The organism is Stenotrophomonas sp. STEN240 (assembly GCF_056756175.1).
In genome coordinates this window covers 15,866-32,080 of record NZ_JBRRBO010000032.1, presented here as the reverse complement: position 1 = coordinate 32,080, position 16,215 = coordinate 15,866, and the positions used below count along the sequence as shown (strand labels likewise).

General features: G+C 63.2%; 9 protein-coding genes and 2 pseudogenes. 8 read left to right on the top strand and 3 right to left on the bottom strand.

The window, feature by feature from the left end; genetic code table 11:
- Positions 1 to 14: 14 nt before the first annotated feature.
- The 4 genes and pseudogenes from ACVOKO_RS13700 to ACVOKO_RS13685 all read left to right on the top strand — a co-directional run.
- Positions 15 to 788, top strand: a pseudogene (locus ACVOKO_RS13700) (MCP four helix bundle domain-containing protein); the annotation flags it as partial.
- A gap of 96 nt (positions 789 to 884) precedes the next feature.
- Positions 885 to 2,498 (top strand): annotated as a pseudogene (locus tag ACVOKO_RS13695) (methyl-accepting chemotaxis protein); the annotation flags it as partial.
- A 117-nt stretch (positions 2,499 to 2,615) separates the two neighbouring features.
- The gene (locus ACVOKO_RS13690) at positions 2,616 to 5,261 is read left to right on the top strand and encodes a methyl-accepting chemotaxis protein (RefSeq protein ID WP_346499459.1); all 2,646 of its coding nucleotides are present in this window, start codon (positions 2,616 to 2,618) and stop codon (positions 5,259 to 5,261) included.
- A gap of 399 nt (positions 5,262 to 5,660) precedes the next feature.
- Positions 5,661 to 7,892 carry a methyl-accepting chemotaxis protein gene (locus ACVOKO_RS13685; RefSeq protein ID WP_346499458.1) on the top strand — a complete coding sequence of 744 codons (2,232 nt, stop codon included), beginning with the start codon at positions 5,661 to 5,663 and terminating at the stop codon, positions 7,890 to 7,892.
- A gap of 58 nt (positions 7,893 to 7,950) precedes the next feature.
- On the opposite strand, the gene ACVOKO_RS13680 is transcribed toward ACVOKO_RS13685, so the two are convergent.
- From ACVOKO_RS13680 to ACVOKO_RS13670, 3 genes are all read right to left on the bottom strand, one after another.
- On the bottom strand, positions 7,951 to 9,336 hold the full coding sequence (locus ACVOKO_RS13680; RefSeq protein WP_346499457.1) for an FAD-binding oxidoreductase: 1,386 nt from the start codon (positions 9,334 to 9,336) through the stop codon (positions 7,951 to 7,953).
- Between the two features lie 33 nt (positions 9,337 to 9,369).
- Positions 9,370 to 10,392, bottom strand: a complete 1,023-nt coding sequence (locus ACVOKO_RS13675) for a GNAT family N-acetyltransferase (RefSeq protein ID WP_346499456.1) — start codon at positions 10,390 to 10,392, stop codon at positions 9,370 to 9,372.
- A gap of 115 nt (positions 10,393 to 10,507) precedes the next feature.
- Positions 10,508 to 11,260: a class I SAM-dependent methyltransferase gene (locus ACVOKO_RS13670; protein ID WP_346499455.1), complete on the bottom strand. Its 753-nt coding sequence runs from the start codon at positions 11,258 to 11,260 to the stop codon at positions 10,508 to 10,510.
- Positions 11,261 to 11,602: 342 nt separating this feature from the next.
- On the opposite strand from ACVOKO_RS13670, the gene ACVOKO_RS13665 reads away from it, so the two are divergent.
- From ACVOKO_RS13665 to ACVOKO_RS13650, 4 genes are all read left to right on the top strand, one after another.
- Positions 11,603 to 12,373, top strand: coding sequence for a flagellar brake protein (locus ACVOKO_RS13665; protein ID WP_346499454.1), 771 nt, complete (start codon positions 11,603 to 11,605; stop codon positions 12,371 to 12,373).
- A 334-nt stretch (positions 12,374 to 12,707) separates the two neighbouring features.
- Entirely contained in the window at positions 12,708 to 13,199 is a 492-nt protein-coding gene (locus ACVOKO_RS13660; protein WP_346499453.1) for a chemotaxis protein CheW, read from the top strand.
- A 124-nt stretch (positions 13,200 to 13,323) separates the two neighbouring features.
- Positions 13,324 to 13,707, top strand: a complete 384-nt coding sequence (locus tag ACVOKO_RS13655; RefSeq protein WP_430980783.1) for a hypothetical protein — start codon at positions 13,324 to 13,326, stop codon at positions 13,705 to 13,707.
- Positions 13,708 to 13,790: 83 nt separating this feature from the next.
- Positions 13,791 to 16,172 carry a methyl-accepting chemotaxis protein gene (locus ACVOKO_RS13650; RefSeq protein WP_346499452.1) on the top strand — a complete coding sequence of 794 codons (2,382 nt, stop codon included), beginning with the start codon at positions 13,791 to 13,793 and terminating at the stop codon, positions 16,170 to 16,172.
- The last annotated feature ends 43 nt before the right edge of the window (positions 16,173 to 16,215 follow it).

Below are 16,215 nucleotides of genomic sequence, written 5' to 3'. Positions count from 1 at the left end.
CGGCGTTCTGTTGTATGTCCGCGTATGCCCCACGCTCCAGCGGTCATTCGCGAGCGGTCCTTCGGCTGGCTGAATCACATCCGCAGAGTTTCTTCAAGAAGCTCGGAAATCTGCCGATACCGCATCGCAATGCAATCAGGTTTGTCCATCGACCTGGGCCTCCGTCGCGGCCCGCACCACTCATGACACTCCCCAGGGGCGCCGGACCTGAGGGTCGCCCCCAATGCTTGCCTACGGAGATGTCTGCAATGAAGTGGTTCCAGAATCTGTCGATCACCCGAAAGCTGGTGCTTGCTTTCTGCAGCACCAGCCTGCTTACCCTGCTGCTTGCGCTGTTCGCGCTGTGGCGCATGAACGTGGCCGACACCCAGATACAGCAGGTCAACAACAACTGGATGCCGGCGGTGCAGCAGCTCGGCGAAATGCGCGCCCAGCTCGGTGAATACCGTACCTTCGAGCAGGCCCAGCTGTCCTACCAGGGCAACCCGGCCCAACTGGCCGACTACGACAAGCGCCTGGCCGATACCCGCAAGCTGATTGAAGCTGCGGAGAAGGCCTATGACGAAATCGATTCGGATTACAGCCCGGAAGAGCTGGCCCTGTACGAAAAAATGAAGGAATTGCGTGCCGGCTATTTCGGCGCGCACGACCGCATAGCCGCGGCCATCGCTGCGGACGACTTCGTTACCGCCAGCAGCATTTCCAGCGACGAATCGCGCATGCTGCGCCGCGGCCTGTTCGACCAGCTCAAGCAGCTCTCGCAGTACAACCAGACCCAGCTGACCAAGCAGACGGCCGAATCACGCAGCGCCCACAAGCGTTCGCTGCTGGCCATCCTGGCCGGCTTGGGCGTGTCGCTGCTGCTGGCCGCAGCGCTCGGCTTGGCAATCATCCGTGCCATCACCGTTCCCCTGGCCGAAGCCGTGCGCGTGGCCGACGATGTCGCCGCCGGCAAGCTCGACCGTCGCATCGACACCTCGCGCCGTGATGAAGTGGGCATGCTGCTGCAGTCCATGCAGCGCATGCAGGCACAGCTGCAGTCGGTGATTGGCGCCCAGCGCAAGATGGCCCAGCAGCATGACGCTGGCATGATCAGCTACCGCATGGACGAGGCCGCCTTCCCCGGCGATTACGGGGTAATGGTCAAGGAAAGCAACGCACTGGTCGCTTCGCATATCCAGCTGCTGCAGTCCGCTCTGGAAGTGATCAAGCGCTATGCCAGCGGCGACCTGTCGGTGGACATCGAGCAGCTGCCCGGCGAGAAGGCCGTCATCACCGAGACCGTGGACGCGGTCAAGGCCAGCCTGTCGGCGATCAACAACGAGATCAAGCACCTGGCCAGCGCCGCTGCAATGGGCGACTTCTCGGTGCGCGGTGATGCCGATGCCTACCAGCACGACTTCCGCGACATGGTCAGCAGCCTCAACCAGCTGATGGAAACCACCGACGGCAATCTGTCCGAGCTGTCCAAGCTGTTGCAGGCCATTGCCCGTGGCGACCTGACCGCAAAGATGCAGGGTGACTTCCACGGTGTGTTCGCCAACATGCGCGACGATGCCAACGCCACGGTTGGCCAGCTGACCGACATCATCGGCCGCATCCAGCACGCCGCCACCAGCATCAATCTGGCCGCCAGCGAAATCGCCACCGGCAACAGCGACCTGTCGCGCCGTACCGAGCAGCAGGCCGCAAATCTGGAGGAAACCGCCGCCTCGATGGAGGAACTGACCTCCACCGTGCGCCAGAACGCCGAGCACGCCCGCCAGGCCAACCAGCTCGCCATCGGCGCGCATGGCGTGGCCAGCCAGGGCGGCAATGTGGTCGGCCAAGTGGTCACCACGATGAGCGCGATCGAAGCCTCGTCGAAGAAGATCGCCGACATCATCAGCGTCATCGATGGCATCGCCTTCCAGACCAATATCCTCGCGCTCAACGCCGCCGTGGAAGCCGCCCGTGCCGGCGAGCAAGGCCGTGGCTTTGCGGTGGTTGCCTCGGAAGTACGCACGCTGGCCCAGCGCTCCGCCGCTGCCGCCAAGGAAATCAAGGGCCTGATCGATGACTCGGTCGGCAAGGTCGGCGAAGGCTCGGTACTGGTCCGCCAGGCCGGCACCACGATGGAAGAAATCGTCACCTCGGTGCAGCGCGTGACCGACATCATGGCCGAGATTTCCGCCGCCTCGCAGGAACAGAGCGCCGGCATCGACCAGGTCAACCAGACCGTCATGCAGATGGACGAAACCACCCAGCAGAACGCCGCGCTGGTGGAAGAAGCCACCGCCGCCGCACGCTCGATGGAAGACCAGGCCAATCAGCTGGCCGAGGCGGTCGCCGTGTTCCGTACCGACAGCGTGCAGGTCGTGGCAGCACCGCCGCTGCAGAGCAAGCCCGCGCTGGCCGCGGCACCGGCACCCGTTCGCCGACTGCGCTCGGCGGCACCGGCACAACGCGGCAATGCCGCCGTGCGTATCGACAACGACAGTGATTGGCAGGAATTCTGATCAGCGAAGGCGCTCCCCTCCACAGGGGAGCGCCTTGCGTTGAAAAGGATGACTCCAGCGATAGATTCAGCTGCAAAAAACAAACGAAACCCCCACTTTTCAGGCTACTAGTACCCCATGTCTCTGCCCAACGGTTTCCTGACCCGCAGTATCGCAATGCGCTTGATGCTGGGAACAGCATTGGTCGCCACCTTCGCTTTCGGCTTCACCGCCCTGATCATCTACCTGCGCAGCAGTGACGCACTGCTGGGCGCTTCGCGGGTGAGCCTGGAGAACATCGCGCAGCTTGAAGCGCAACGGATCTCCACAGAACTCGGCCATGGTTTTGAGGCCAACGACACCGTCGCGCGCAGCTTCCTCACCCTGCGCCAGCAGGGTGGATTCAGCCGCCAGAGTGCGGCGGCCATGCTGCAGGCACAAGCCTTGGACAACCCGCAGTGGGTCGGTGTCGGCACCATGTGGGAGCCGCAGGCATTCGATGGCGATGACGCCAGCCATGTGGACAGCGAAGGGCATGATGCCAGCGGCCGCTTCATGAGCTATTGGGCCTGGCAGGATGGCGCGCCGGTGCGCGAACCCCTGCGTGACTATGATGTCCCCGGCAACGGCGATTGGTATCTGCAACCGCGCGCCTCCAACAAGCCCTCCGTGCAGGAACCTTACAGCTACGAAATTGGCGGCAAGGTCATCCTGATGACCACGCTGGCCACGCCCATCGTGCAGGACGATCAATTCCTGGGCGTTGTGACCGTGGACTTCGCGCTGCAGTCGCTGCAGGACCGCCTGTCCAAGATGCACCCTATGGAGCAGGGTTATGTGCGCCTGCTGTCACCGGCCGGCACCATCATCGCCGACCGTGACCCCGCCAAGGTTGGCAGCAAGGTCGATGACGCCGATACGCGCGCGATGCTGGCCGCCACCGCCAAAGGCCAGATCACCTTCGAGCAGCATCATGACAGCACGCTCGACCAGGAAATGATCGAGACCTATGTCCCGCTGAAGATTGGCAACGCCGCGCAGAATTTCGCCTTCGGCGTGGTCGTTCCACGCGCCCTGCTGATGCAGCAGGCACGCGCGTTGCTGTGGACCATCATCATCGTCGGCGTGCTTGCCGCCCTGCTTCTGTGTGGCGCGCTGTATCTGCTGCTGCGCCGATTTGTATTCACGCCGCTGAATGAGGCGGTAAAGATTTCCGACAACATCGCCGCCGGCAAGCTGGACAACACCATCGGCGCACAACGCGATGACGAGCTTGGTACCCTGCTCACCTCGATGCAGCGCATGCAGACCCGCCTGCAGGCCGTCATCGGCGCGCAACGCGAAATGGCCCATCGGCACGATGCCGGCAGCATCAGCTACCGCATGGACGAGGCCGCCTTCCCGGGTGACTACGGGGTGATGGTCAAGGAAAGCAATGCACTGGTCGCTTCGCATATCCAGCTGCTGCAGTCCGCTCTGGAAGTGATCAAGCGCTATGCCAGCGGCGACCTGTCGGTGGACATCGAGCGTCTGCCGGGCGAAAAGGCCGTCATCACCGAAACCGTGGACGCGGTCAAGGCCAGCCTGTCGGCGATCAACAACGAGATCAAGCACCTGGCCAGCGCCGCTGCAATGGGTGACTTCTCGGTGCGCGGTGATGCCGATGCCTACCAGCACGACTTCCGCGACATGGTCAGCAGCCTCAACCAGCTGATGGAAACCACCGACGGCAATCTGTCCGAGCTGTCCAAGCTGTTGCAGGCCATTGCCCGTGGCGACCTGACCGCAAAGATGCAGGGTGACTTCCACGGTGTGTTCGCCAACATGCGCGACGATGCCAACGCCACGGTTGGCCAGCTGACCGACATCATCGGCCGCATCCAGCACGCCGCCACCAGCATCAATCTGGCCGCCAGCGAAATCGCCACCGGCAACAGCGACCTGTCGCGCCGTACCGAGCAGCAGGCCGCAAATCTGGAGGAAACCGCCGCCTCGATGGAGGAACTGACCTCCACCGTGCGCCAGAACGCCGAGCACGCCCGCCAGGCCAACCAGCTCGCCATCGGCGCGCATGGCGTGGCCAGCCAGGGCGGCAATGTGGTCGGCCAAGTGGTCACCACGATGAGCGCGATCGAAGCCTCGTCGAAGAAGATCGCCGACATCATCAGCGTCATCGATGGCATCGCCTTCCAGACCAATATCCTCGCGCTCAACGCCGCCGTGGAAGCCGCCCGTGCCGGCGAGCAAGGCCGTGGCTTTGCGGTGGTTGCCTCGGAAGTACGCACGCTGGCCCAGCGCTCCGCCGCTGCCGCCAAGGAAATCAAGGGCCTGATCGATGACTCGGTCGGCAAGGTCGGCGAAGGCTCGGTACTGGTCCGCCAGGCCGGCACCACGATGGAAGAAATCGTCACCTCGGTGCAGCGCGTGACCGACATCATGGCCGAGATTTCCGCCGCCTCGCAGGAACAGAGCGCCGGCATCGACCAGGTCAACCAGACCGTCATGCAGATGGACGAAACCACCCAGCAGAACGCCGCGCTGGTGGAAGAAGCCACCGCCGCCGCACGCTCGATGGAAGACCAGGCCAACCAGTTGACCGAGGCGGTGGCCGTGTTCCGCACCACCGAAAGCAGCGCCACCACATCCGCCCCCGGGCACGGGCACGGGCAACCGCTGTGGGGCAGCGTCCGCAGCAACGGCTGCGTCCGCTCGCGGCCAGCGCACAGGGCGGAAAGTCTGCACGACAGCTGGATTATGCAGACTGGCGTGAATTCTGACCCCTGACTTCCAGCGCTGAGCTGCCGCAGGTTCCCCCAAGCCCCCGACTGCATCTGTCGGGGGCTTTTTCATGCCGCAGGCAAACACAACGGCGTTGGCCAGACCTGCAGCCGTTGCCCCTGCACTCGCCAGGAAACGTAAGAGAGTGGGTGAAATCATCTGAAATTGTGCGCCGTCGCACAGTTAACTGACAGGCGGATTCGCCAAATGCCCCACTGGTCCTGACTGTGCTGAATTCTTCAGAATTTCCGGAGTACAGCTCCCTACAGCGACGCGGGAAGGCGCCGTTATCGGCTATGACAGCACCCGCAGGGATGTGCGGTGTCGACATCACGCTGAGAGGTCCAGGCCATCCAAACGCCCGTCCGCAGCGCCTTATTCCGCAGTCGATCTGGAGAGTTAGAGATGGAGTTCTTCCGCAATCTCAGCATCGCAAAAAAACTTGCACTTGCTTTCACCCTTACTACGCTTACCACCCTGGCCATGGGTGGCTTCGCGGTGCTGCGCCTGAACCAGGCCACTGACCAGCTGGCGCAGGTCACCGCGCGCTACATGCCTGCAGTGCAGTACCTGGAGCGGATGCGTGCCGACCTGGCAGAGATCCGCATCGCCGAGCTGTCCCAGCTCTCGCACCTGCACGAGCCGGCCTTTGTGGCCGAGTACAACCAGCGCATCGTCGACCAGCAGCAGAAGTTGGCCGAGCACCGCAAACAGTACGAAGCCCTTCCCGCCGATGCCACCCAGCAAGCCCTGTATGCCGACATGGGCAAGACCTTGGAGGCCTACTTCAACGCCCACGCGCAGATGGAAAAAGCCATCAGCGCCGGTGAGTTCGAGCTGGCGCAGAATATCTCCAACGACCAGTCACGCATCAGCCGGCGTGATCTGTTCGACGCCGTCGAGAAGCTCAGCGGCCATGTCGCCTCGGTACTGGACAAGGAAGTCGCCGATGCCGATGCCGCGCAGACGCGCAGCAGCACCGCCATCATCTTCTGCATGGTCCTGCTCGGCCTGCTCTCGGTCGTCCTGGGCGTGGTGATCGTACGCGCGATAGTGCGCCCGGTGAATGAAGCATTGCGGGCCGCCGATGACGTTGCCAATGGCCGCCTGGATGGCAGCATCGACTGCACCCGCAAGGACGAAGTCGGCGCCTTGCTGGCGTCCATGCAGCGCATGCAGAACCAGCTCAAGGCGGTGATCGGCGCGCAGCGCGAGATGGCCCGCGAGCATGACCTTGGCATGATCAGCTTCCGCATCGATGAATCGAAATTCCCGGGCGAATACAGCCGCATGGTGGCCGAGGTCAACACCCTGGTTGCGCAGCACATCGGCGTCAAAATGCGGGTCGTGGAAGTCATGCGCCACTACGCGCGCGGCGACCTGTCGGTGGACATGGACCGCCTGCCCGGCGAGAAGGCCGCCATCACCGAAGCGATGGACAGCACCAAGGCCAGCCTTGCCGCGATCAACAACGAGATCAAGCGATTGGCGCATGCAGCCGCTGCCGGCGACTTCAGCCTGCGCGGCAATGCTGACCAGTTCGAACACGATTTCCGCGCCATGGTCGGCGGTGTCAATTCCTTGATGGAATCCACTGAAGACAACCTCGGTCATCTGTCGCGGCTGCTGCAGGCCGTCGCCCAAGGCGACCTTACCCAGCGCATGGAGGGTGACTTCCACGGTGTGTTCGCGCGCATGCGTGATGACGGCAATGCCACCATCGACCAGCTGGGCAGCATCGTCTCGCGCATCCAGGCGGCCAGTGGCAGCATCAGCCTGTCGGCCAGCGAAATCGCCACCGGCAACGACGACCTGTCGCGCCGTACCGAGCAGCAGGCCGCCAATCTGGAGGAAACCGCAGCCTCGATGGAAGAGCTCACCTCCACCGTGCGCCAGAACGCCGAGCACGCGCGCCAGGCCGACCAACTGGCACGCGGTGCTGCCGAGGTGGCCGCACAGGGCGGCGCGGTGGTCGGGCAAGTGGTCTCCACCATGACCTCGATCGAGCAATCTTCACAGCGCATCGCCGACATCATCAGCGTGATTGACGGCATTGCCTTCCAGACCAATATCCTGGCACTCAACGCTGCAGTGGAAGCCGCCCGCGCAGGTGATCAGGGCCGCGGCTTCGCGGTGGTGGCATCGGAAGTGCGCACCCTGGCGCAGCGCTCTGCAGCGGCCGCCAAGGAAATAAAGGGCCTGATCGACACCTCGGTGGAGAAAGTCACCGAAGGCTCGCAGCTGGTACGCCGCGCCGGCAGCACCATGGACGAGATTGTTGCCTCGGTGCAGCGTGTGACCACCATCATGGCCGATATCTCTTCGGCCTCGCAGGAGCAGTCCAGCGGCATCGAACAGGTCAATCAGACCGTGATGCAGATGGATGAGACCACCCAGCAGAACGCTGCGCTGGTGGAAGAAGCCACAGCTGCGGCGCGCTCGATGGAAGACCAGGCGCATCAGCTGTCCGCTGCGGTGGCGCAGTTCCGCCTGGCAGGCACGGTAAGCGCTTCACTGGCCAAGGTGGCGGCCAGTGCCAGCGCAGCACCGCCGCGCGGACGCCCGGCATTGCGCGCCATCCCGACCCCGACCAATCGCGCGCCGGTCGCCAGCGCCGATGATTGGCAGGAGTTCTAAGCGGTAACTGCCGGCAGCGGGCGCTCACTCTCCGGCCCGCCCGCTGCCGGCAGTACGCTCAGGCAACGCGCTCGCTGACATCTGCCGCCAACAACGACACGCCGGGAAATATGCCACTCGGATCATGCTGCTGGCGCAACTTGCGCAGGCGCCGCCAGGCGTCGGCCGAGTAACAGACAGCGACCTCATCCGAGCGGCCCTCAAGATCGAATTCGTTGATGTAACTCCCATTGGCATGTGGCGCCAGCTGGTCATACACAGCGCGCAACCAATCCCGGTTCAGCCCGTCTGCGTCCTCGTCATCCCACTGCGCATAGGTCGAGACCGAAACCCGCCCGTGGATCGAATACGCCGCGTCGTCGTGTTCATGGTTGGGCCGCAGGATCAGCAATGAGAACGTAGCCGGAGAAGGCCGCTCGCGCATGCCGGCAACCAGCACATCGGCTGCTTTTCCGGCCGCATCGGTCAGGATGTTGTCGGCCCGGTAGCGCTTGCTCACCATGGCTTGTTCGGTCTGCCGGTAGATGGGATCGAAGTTGTCGAGCACCTGCTCAGCAACATCACCCAGCCACGGCGCTACATCCATGCGCAGTGCTTCCTGCAGACCGCTGGCCTCGCCGGCGTCGTCGCAGAACACGCTGACGCTCAAGCCGGCAGGCACGCCAACCGCCCCGCCCAGTGCAAGCATGACCTGCACACGGTGGTCGTCCCTGCGTGCGCACAAGGCAAGCAACAGCGGTTTCAGGTCGGCCGTATCCACCGCGTAACTACGCGACAGCATCGCCTTGGGTGCCGGCCAGGTCTTGAGGTGGAACTGCACCACCACAAAGAACAGGCAAGGCCCACCACCACGCGCGGCCCATAGCAGCTCCGGATTTTCGGTCTCGTTGACATGCAGCAACCGCCCGTCCGCCGTCACCACATCCAACGCACGGATATTGAAGGTACTCATGCCACCCCAGGCATCACAGTTGATGCCCAGCCCACCACCGAGCAGAAACCCGGACAGCCCCACCTTCGCGCCATGGCCGGTCGGGAAAGCCAATCCATGCGGTGCCAGCGCATGCGACAGCTGGGCGCTGTTCACGCCCGGCCCGGCGCTCACCATCGCCTGCTCGGCATCGACATCAATCGCGTTGAGCTGGGCCAGGTCCAGCAATAGCCCACCACGATGCAGAAAGCTGCCCGCATAGCTGTGCCCGGACCCCTTTACCGCCACCCGCAGCCCATGCAAGCGCGCGAAGTTGACGCTCTTGATTACATCGTCAATTGAAGCGGCACGCACGATGTACTCCGGAAAGCGCTCGAAATGGCGCCGGTTCCAGGCCGAGCTGTAGTACCAGCCCGCGTACTCGGCATGATGTCGAGAGCGCACTTTTCCTTCCAGCGTCTGCGAGAAAGCGCGGTAATCATCTGGAAGAATCTTTGCATGCTGCGTATGCATGGCAGTTCCCTGGGATTGTCCGAAAGGGGAGGATCAAGCGGCCACGGCGCTGGTCGCCGAGTACAGCGGCAAGGGCTGCAAGCCAAGCCGCGTCTTGATGCGTGCGTTCAAGCGCCCTGCTTCGATGGTGTGTATGCCCGCTGCCAGCGCCCACTCGTAGGCGTAGGCGAAACTGATGGTGTACGGGCTGTAATCGGTAAGGTCGTAGCGCATCCCCGCCGACCAGATGCACATCAGCGCGCCGTCGACGAAACAGATCAAGCCCCCCACCACCACCCCTTGATCTTCGACCAGCACAAGCCGTATCAACCCATCACAGGTCCGCACGAAGCGCGCCAGCGTCTGCGCCGGGAAGTACTGCGGGGTGCCATTGCGTGCGGTGGTCTGCTGGCACAACTCGGTCAACTGCTCCAGCCGATCATCGAAGGGTGGGCTGAGCATGTTGATGACACCGGCACCGGCAGCGAACTTGCGCAGCTGGCGGGTCATTTCGTAGCGGCCGTCCTTGGGCAGGGCCTTCACCACTGCGTCGAACCCGGCAAACCGGGTCATGTCCATGAAATAGCGGTCGACCAGATAACGCACCACCAAGCCGTGTTCCGCCAGCTGCTGCCGCGCCTGCGCACCGGCAACGTTCAACAGCCCGACGTATTGCGCATTCAATGTTGCCGCCAGGTTCTTCAACGCGGTGACCAGCAGCGCCTGCACCGCCGCGCCTTCCAGCACCAGTACATTGCTGTCGAAGCAATGCATGGCATGACTGAACAGCGCGCTCTGGTCGCAGTCACTCTCGATGCCGGCGGTACGCGCCAGCAGACCGAAAGGATCCACGGTCTGCACCGACTGCAGGTAAGCCGGGACAAAACCTACCAAGCGTCCGTCTTCCCGCGCCAACAGGTAGAACGCGCCCTGGATGGCCAACAACGGTGAGCGCTCGGCAGCGCACAGAAAGCGCCAGTCGTAGAAGAACGAGGCGCCGCTGGCCTGATGAAACGCACGGTATTCGTCCTCGTCCACCGCTTCGATGGACTGCAGGATCTGCACTTCGATGGACATTGGCCGGCCCTCGGGATCGCCCAGCGCCCCGATGGGTCAATCAGGGCAGGAACGAGGATTGGTTTGTTGAAGGCGATCAAGCAGCGCCGGTGCCGCCAGCTACCGGCGAACGTGGCTACCGCTTGCGACACTCGATGATGGCCGCGTGTGGCTCATCGACATACGCCTGCAATGCGGGTGGTACCCCGGCCAGATCGTGGCCGGCAACAAGCGTGGGGTTCGACCACTGGATCGACTCAGCGCCGGCCTTGTGCAGCGCCGCCTCGATCGCCTGCTGCGACCAGTACCAGGCGTGCACGCTGGCATCGTACTGGCGGTAGCGAAGGTCCAGGCGCAGGCGCCCGCCTTCCTGATACGGATTGCTGCTGTCGTCCGCCGTCAGCGTGAAACCGCAACCCTCGTAATAGCTGGTCGCGGGCGCGTAGCGCGGATGGATCGGCAAGGCCACCAGCCGCCCGCCCGGACGCAACGGTGCCATCATCTCGGCCGCCATCTGTTCCAGTTCGGCCGGGGTGGTGGCATAGGGCAGCACATATACCGCCAGAACCACATCGAAGGCAGCGTGGCAGCTTTCATCCAGCGTGGAACGGAAGCTGATGTCCAGGCCATCGCGCTGTGCGCAGCGGCGCGCGTAATCAAGCATTCCTTCGGCAAGGTCGTATCCCACCACCTTGCGTGCGCCGGCCCGCTTCAACAGCCGTGAGTAGTAACCGCTGCCACAGCCGTATTCCATGACGTCCAGGCCCTCAAGTGGCCCGAGTGCTGCAAATACGCTGGGTGTTTCAATGTATTTGCGGAAAGGCCATGTCGCCATGTCCTCGTAGAGCGCGCCCAACTGATCGAACTGATCTGCTGCTTCCCTGCTCATCTGCTGTCCCCTTGCGTTGAGGGTACTGCCCGGAAGTTGCAGATCCTCTCGAATCGTAAGATGTTAAATTGTGATGTAAATAACACTTTTAAACTATTTCACGCTGTCATCTCCAAAATTAAGCCGGCGCTCAGCTTGATAAAAAGCGAGAGTCAAAAAACCGTCGCCACCGCGCCCAGCCTCCTCGCTCATGCGCTGCCAAGGCGGGTGGCAAGTAAATTGCCCGGCATTCGCCACGGGTCGTAACAAGCTGGCTAAAGATGTTAAAAAGGCGGCCGTTATCACAGTTTGTGGCGCTTTCCGAATGGCCACACTGATCATCGGCCAACCAATACAGTGTCCATGCCCGACCACGAATCGCCTGCACCGACGCCCTCGCCCCACGCCGGCAAGCTGTATGCCGACGACCGCTACATGGTGCGCAATCCGCACCAGGTAAGGCACCTGCTGCAGGGCATGATCGATCAGCGCTCGCTGGTCAACGTGCACCCGGACGGGCGCGATCAATCCTTCCCCTCGGCGGTGCTGGAAGTGGACATGCACGGCCTGGTACTGGATGCCAGCCCGGTGCCTTCGATCAACCGCACCGTGGAAACCGCCAGCACCCTGCTCTGCTTTGGCCAGGTGGACAAGGTGATGGTGCGCTTCCAGCTGCAAGGCCAGCGCCGCGTCGAGCGCGGCGACCATGTCGCCTTCGAGGTGCCGCTGCCGGAGGAGGTGTACCACCTGCAGCGGCGCGAGTTCTATCGGCTGGAAACACCTGTGGGCGACTCGCCCTACTGCCTGCTGCCCGATCCGGACGGCGGCGAACCCAGCCGCTGGCGGGTGCTGGATATCAGTGCCGGCGGCATCGCCCTGTTGCTGCCGCCCGAGCAGAACCTGCTCAAACTGCAGAGCCGTTACAGCGACTGCGTACTGCAGATTCCGGAAGGCGGCACGGTGAAAACCCCGCTGGTGGTATGCAACCTGCGCCAGCAGAAACAGCCCAACGGCAGCGAAATGACCCGTATCGGCCTGCGCTTTGACGACCTGCCGCGCGGCGCCGACAACATCATCCAGCGTTACATCTTCCGCATTGACCGCCTGCGAAAAGCACGCAGCAACGGCGATTAAGCCGAAAGCCTTGGCTTTTGTCTGGCCTTGGCATGGCAGCGGCCGACTGCTGCCCTTGAGCCGTCATCCCGACGCAGGCGGGAAACGCTCCTGCTCCCACCTTCGCTGTTACGCCCACGTCCCCTCGGTACCTTCCGCGCACGCGTAAAACGACAAGCTCTTTGCGCTGAAAGCCAGAGCGAGCCCCATCTGCGCGGGAATGACGGCAGCAGGGCCCGCCAGAACACCGCCCCTGCAACAGATTCCTGCCCGGCACCTAAAGTCCCGGCCGCCAACGCCGATACCGGTGCATCAGCCGCATCGCATCGGCAGCCCGCCAGGACCAGGATCCGCCATGAATGACTCCCGCACCACCGCCACCGACACCACCGGCGGCGAATACCTCAGCTTCACCCTCGGCAACGAGCACTACGGCGTGGACATCCTCAAGGTGCAGGAAATCCGCGGCTATGACGCGGTTACCCGGGTGCCGGATGCACCGGACTACATCAAGGGCGTGATCAACCTGCGCGGCACCATCGTGCCGGTCATCGACCTGCGCCTGAAGCTGCGCCTGGACGAAGCCCGCTATGACGCCTTCACCGTGATGATCGTGCTCAATGTCGAAGACCGCGTAGTCGGCATCGTGGTGGACAGCGTTTCCGATGTGATCCCGCTCAACGCCGATCAGATCCGCCCGACCCCGGAGTTCGGCGCCGCTGTCGATACCCGCTTCATCTCCGGCATCGGTACCCAGGACGATCGCATGCTGATCCTGCTGGATATTGAAACCCTGCTCGACACCGCCGACCTCGGCCAGCCCAGCGCCACTGAAGAAGCCGCCTGACAAGCGCATCTGCGAAGCCGATCACATTTTCACGCATGCAATTCAAGCGCGGCAAATCGTGGCCGATAGCCCTTGCATGCCCGTCCTCCCCGACCGGCCCCACTTCCTCATCCCGGAGTCTCCGATGTACAAGCACCTGCTTCCGCTGTTTGCTGCCACCGTATTGGCCACCGTCGCCTTTGACGCTGCCGCCGATGCGGAGATGATCCCGCCGGAAAACGCCGCGCGTTTCGCTGGCAAGGACGGCATGGTCTGCGGCAAGGTCGAAAAGGCCCGCTACGCCGAAGGCTCCGAGGGTCAGCCGACCTTCCTGCACATGGGCGGCATGTTCCCGCGCCACACCTTCTCGGCCCGCATCGCCGGCAGCAACCGCAGCAAGTTTGGCTTCCCGCTGGAAACGCTGGAAGGCAAGACCGTCTGCGTGATCGGCAAGATCCAGCGTGATGCCTCGCGCGCCGAGATCGAAGTCGCCTCGCCGGCCAACCTGAAGCTGGCCAACATCAAGTAATCCGCCTTTTGTCACGCCGGCAACGCCGGCGTGCCATCCCACGCCAGTGACCTGGCAGGGACTGTTCCCGGAGATCGCGCAAGATGCAGTGGATCAACTCGCTGAAACTCAAGCCGAAGCTGATGCTTACCTTTGGCGTCGTGCTGTTCGTCATGTTGTTGCAGGGCATCGTCGCCTTCCGCGGCCTGCACTCGCTGAACAACGTCACCACCGACCTTGCTGAAAAGCGCATGCCCAGCCTCCGCACCAACGGTGAGTTGAGCGGCATGGTCAGCGAGTACCGCAATGCGTCCTACCAGAGCCTGGTACGCGCCAGCGACGACGTCAAAGCCGATGCCAAGGCACGTGCCACCGAACTGCGCATGCAGATCGACACCACCATCGCCGCCTATCCCAAGCTGATCGACAGTCCCGAACAGAAGAAGCTGTTCGACACCTTTGTCGCCGATTGGGGCAAGACCGCTGCGTCCTATGATGCGGTGAGCGAGATGCTGGCGCTGGACCTGCCGGATGACGCCATCGACACCTTTGTCGGCGAAACCCGCAACCTGCACCGCAACGCCTATGCTGCCCTGCAGGCACTGGCCGCCAACGACAACCTGCGCGCACAGGCCGCTGCCAAGCAGGCAGCCGAAACCTACCGCACCTCTGCACTGGTCGGCATCATCGCCGTACTGATTGGTGGTGCTGCAGGCCTGGTACTGGTCTGGTTGTTCGCCCGCTCGCTGGTCGCGGCCATGCGCGGCGCGGTTGACGTTGCCAACGAAGTGGCAAGCGGCAAGCTCGATGGTTCCATCGATGTCTCCCGCGCTGATGAAGTAGGCGATCTGCTGCGCGCCATGCAGCGCATGCAGCGCGATCTGCGTGAGCGCATCGAACACGAGACGGTGATCGCCAATGAGAACCTGCGCATCCGTACCGCGCTGGATTACTCCTCCACCGGCGTGTTCCTGACCAACAACGATCTGGAAATCGTCTACGCCAACCGCGCCCTGCTCGAAAAGCTCAGCGAGCACCAGGAGCAGTTCAGCAGCACGCTGACCGACTTCGACGCCAGCAAGCCCTTGATCGGCCAGCCGGTGACCGTGCTTGAGCACGGTGGCGAAGTCGACGGCAAGGTGTTGGAAGCACTGGACAAGCACGGCGTGTTCAAGCGTGAAATGCGCTTTGGCGAAGCCGAGTTCGCGCAGACCATTTCGGTCATCCGCGACGACAACAACCAGCCGGTCGGCCATGTTGTCGAATGGCGTGACCGCAGCACCGAGGCGCAGGTCGAGAAGGAAGTGGCGCGCATCATCGAGGCCGCCGCTGCTGGCGACCTCAGTGGCCGCATCGGCACCGCCGACAAGGACGGCTTCTTCCTGCAGCTTGCCAGCCAGATCAACGGCCTGCTGGATGCCAATGCCAGCAGCCTGGAACAGATCTCCGCACTGCTGTCGGCACTGTCGCGTGGCGACCTGACCGTGCGCATGCACGGCGACTACCAAGGCGTGTTCGCCACCATGCGCGATGACGCAAACGCCACTGCCGAACAGCTGACCGGCATCGTCGGGCGCATCAAGCATTCGTCGGTGTCGATCAATTCGGCCGCCAGCGAGATTGCCGCCGGCAACAACGACCTGTCGCGTCGTACCGAGCAGCAGGCTGCCAACCTGGAAGAAACCGCCGCCTCGATGGAGGAGCTCACCTCCACCGTGCGTCAGAACGCCGAATCTGCCCGTCAGGCAAACCAGCTTGCCATCGGCGCAGCCTCGGTTGCCTCACAAGGCGGTGAAGTGGTTAGTCAGGTGGTCACCACCATGACCCAGATCGAGCAGTCCTCGCGCAAGATCGCCGAGATCATCTCGGTCATCGACGGCATCGCTTTCCAGACCAATATCCTGGCCTTGAACGCGGCAGTGGAAGCCGCACGTGCTGGTGAGCAAGGCCGCGGCTTCGCCGTGGTTGCCTCCGAAGTACGCACGCTGGCGCAGCGCTCAGCCGGCGCCGCCAAGGAGATCAAGGGCCTGATCGACGACTCGGTCGGCAAGGTTGCCGATGGCTCGGCGCTGGTCCGCAAGGCCGGTACCACGATGGGCGAAATCGTCGCCTCGGTGCAGCGCGTCACCGACATCATGGCCGAAATCTCCGCTGCCTCGCAGGAGCAGAGTGCCGGCATCGAGCAGGTCAACCAGACCATCGTGCAGATGGACGAGACCACCCAGCAGAACGCCGCCCTGGTGGAAGAAGCCACAGCCTCGGCGCGTTCCATGGAAGAACAGGCCGCGCAGCTGGCCAACGTGGTCTCGGTGTTCCTGCTGGAACAGGATGAGCAAGCCGATGCGGAGCTCAGCACGCCCGCTGCCAAGCGCCAGCCGTTGCAACGCACCGCACCGGCGCGGACACCGACACCCGCTCCGCGGTGTCGGGCCAACACCTCCAACGCTGTAGCTGAATTAGCAGACTCCGACTGGCAGGAGTTCTGATCTACCAAAAACCCCAGCTAAGGCTGGGGTTTTTACCTACTTC

Coding starts and splice junctions, on each gene's coding strand:
- ACVOKO_RS13690 (WP_346499459.1), top strand. CDS start 2,616: ATGTCTCTGCCCAACGGTTTCCTGACCCGCAGTATCGCAATGCGCTTG.
- ACVOKO_RS13685 (WP_346499458.1), top strand. CDS start 5,661: ATGGAGTTCTTCCGCAATCTCAGCATCGCAAAAAAACTTGCACTTGCT.
- ACVOKO_RS13680 (WP_346499457.1), bottom strand. CDS start 9,336: ATGCATACGCAGCATGCAAAGATTCTTCCAGATGATTACCGCGCTTTC.
- ACVOKO_RS13675 (WP_346499456.1), bottom strand. CDS start 10,392: ATGTCCATCGAAGTGCAGATCCTGCAGTCCATCGAAGCGGTGGACGAG.
- ACVOKO_RS13670 (WP_346499455.1), bottom strand. CDS start 11,260: ATGAGCAGGGAAGCAGCAGATCAGTTCGATCAGTTGGGCGCGCTCTAC.
- ACVOKO_RS13665 (WP_346499454.1), top strand. CDS start 11,603: ATGCCCGACCACGAATCGCCTGCACCGACGCCCTCGCCCCACGCCGGC.
- ACVOKO_RS13660 (WP_346499453.1), top strand. CDS start 12,708: ATGAATGACTCCCGCACCACCGCCACCGACACCACCGGCGGCGAATAC.
- ACVOKO_RS13655 (WP_430980783.1), top strand. CDS start 13,324: ATGTACAAGCACCTGCTTCCGCTGTTTGCTGCCACCGTATTGGCCACC.
- ACVOKO_RS13650 (WP_346499452.1), top strand. CDS start 13,791: ATGCAGTGGATCAACTCGCTGAAACTCAAGCCGAAGCTGATGCTTACC.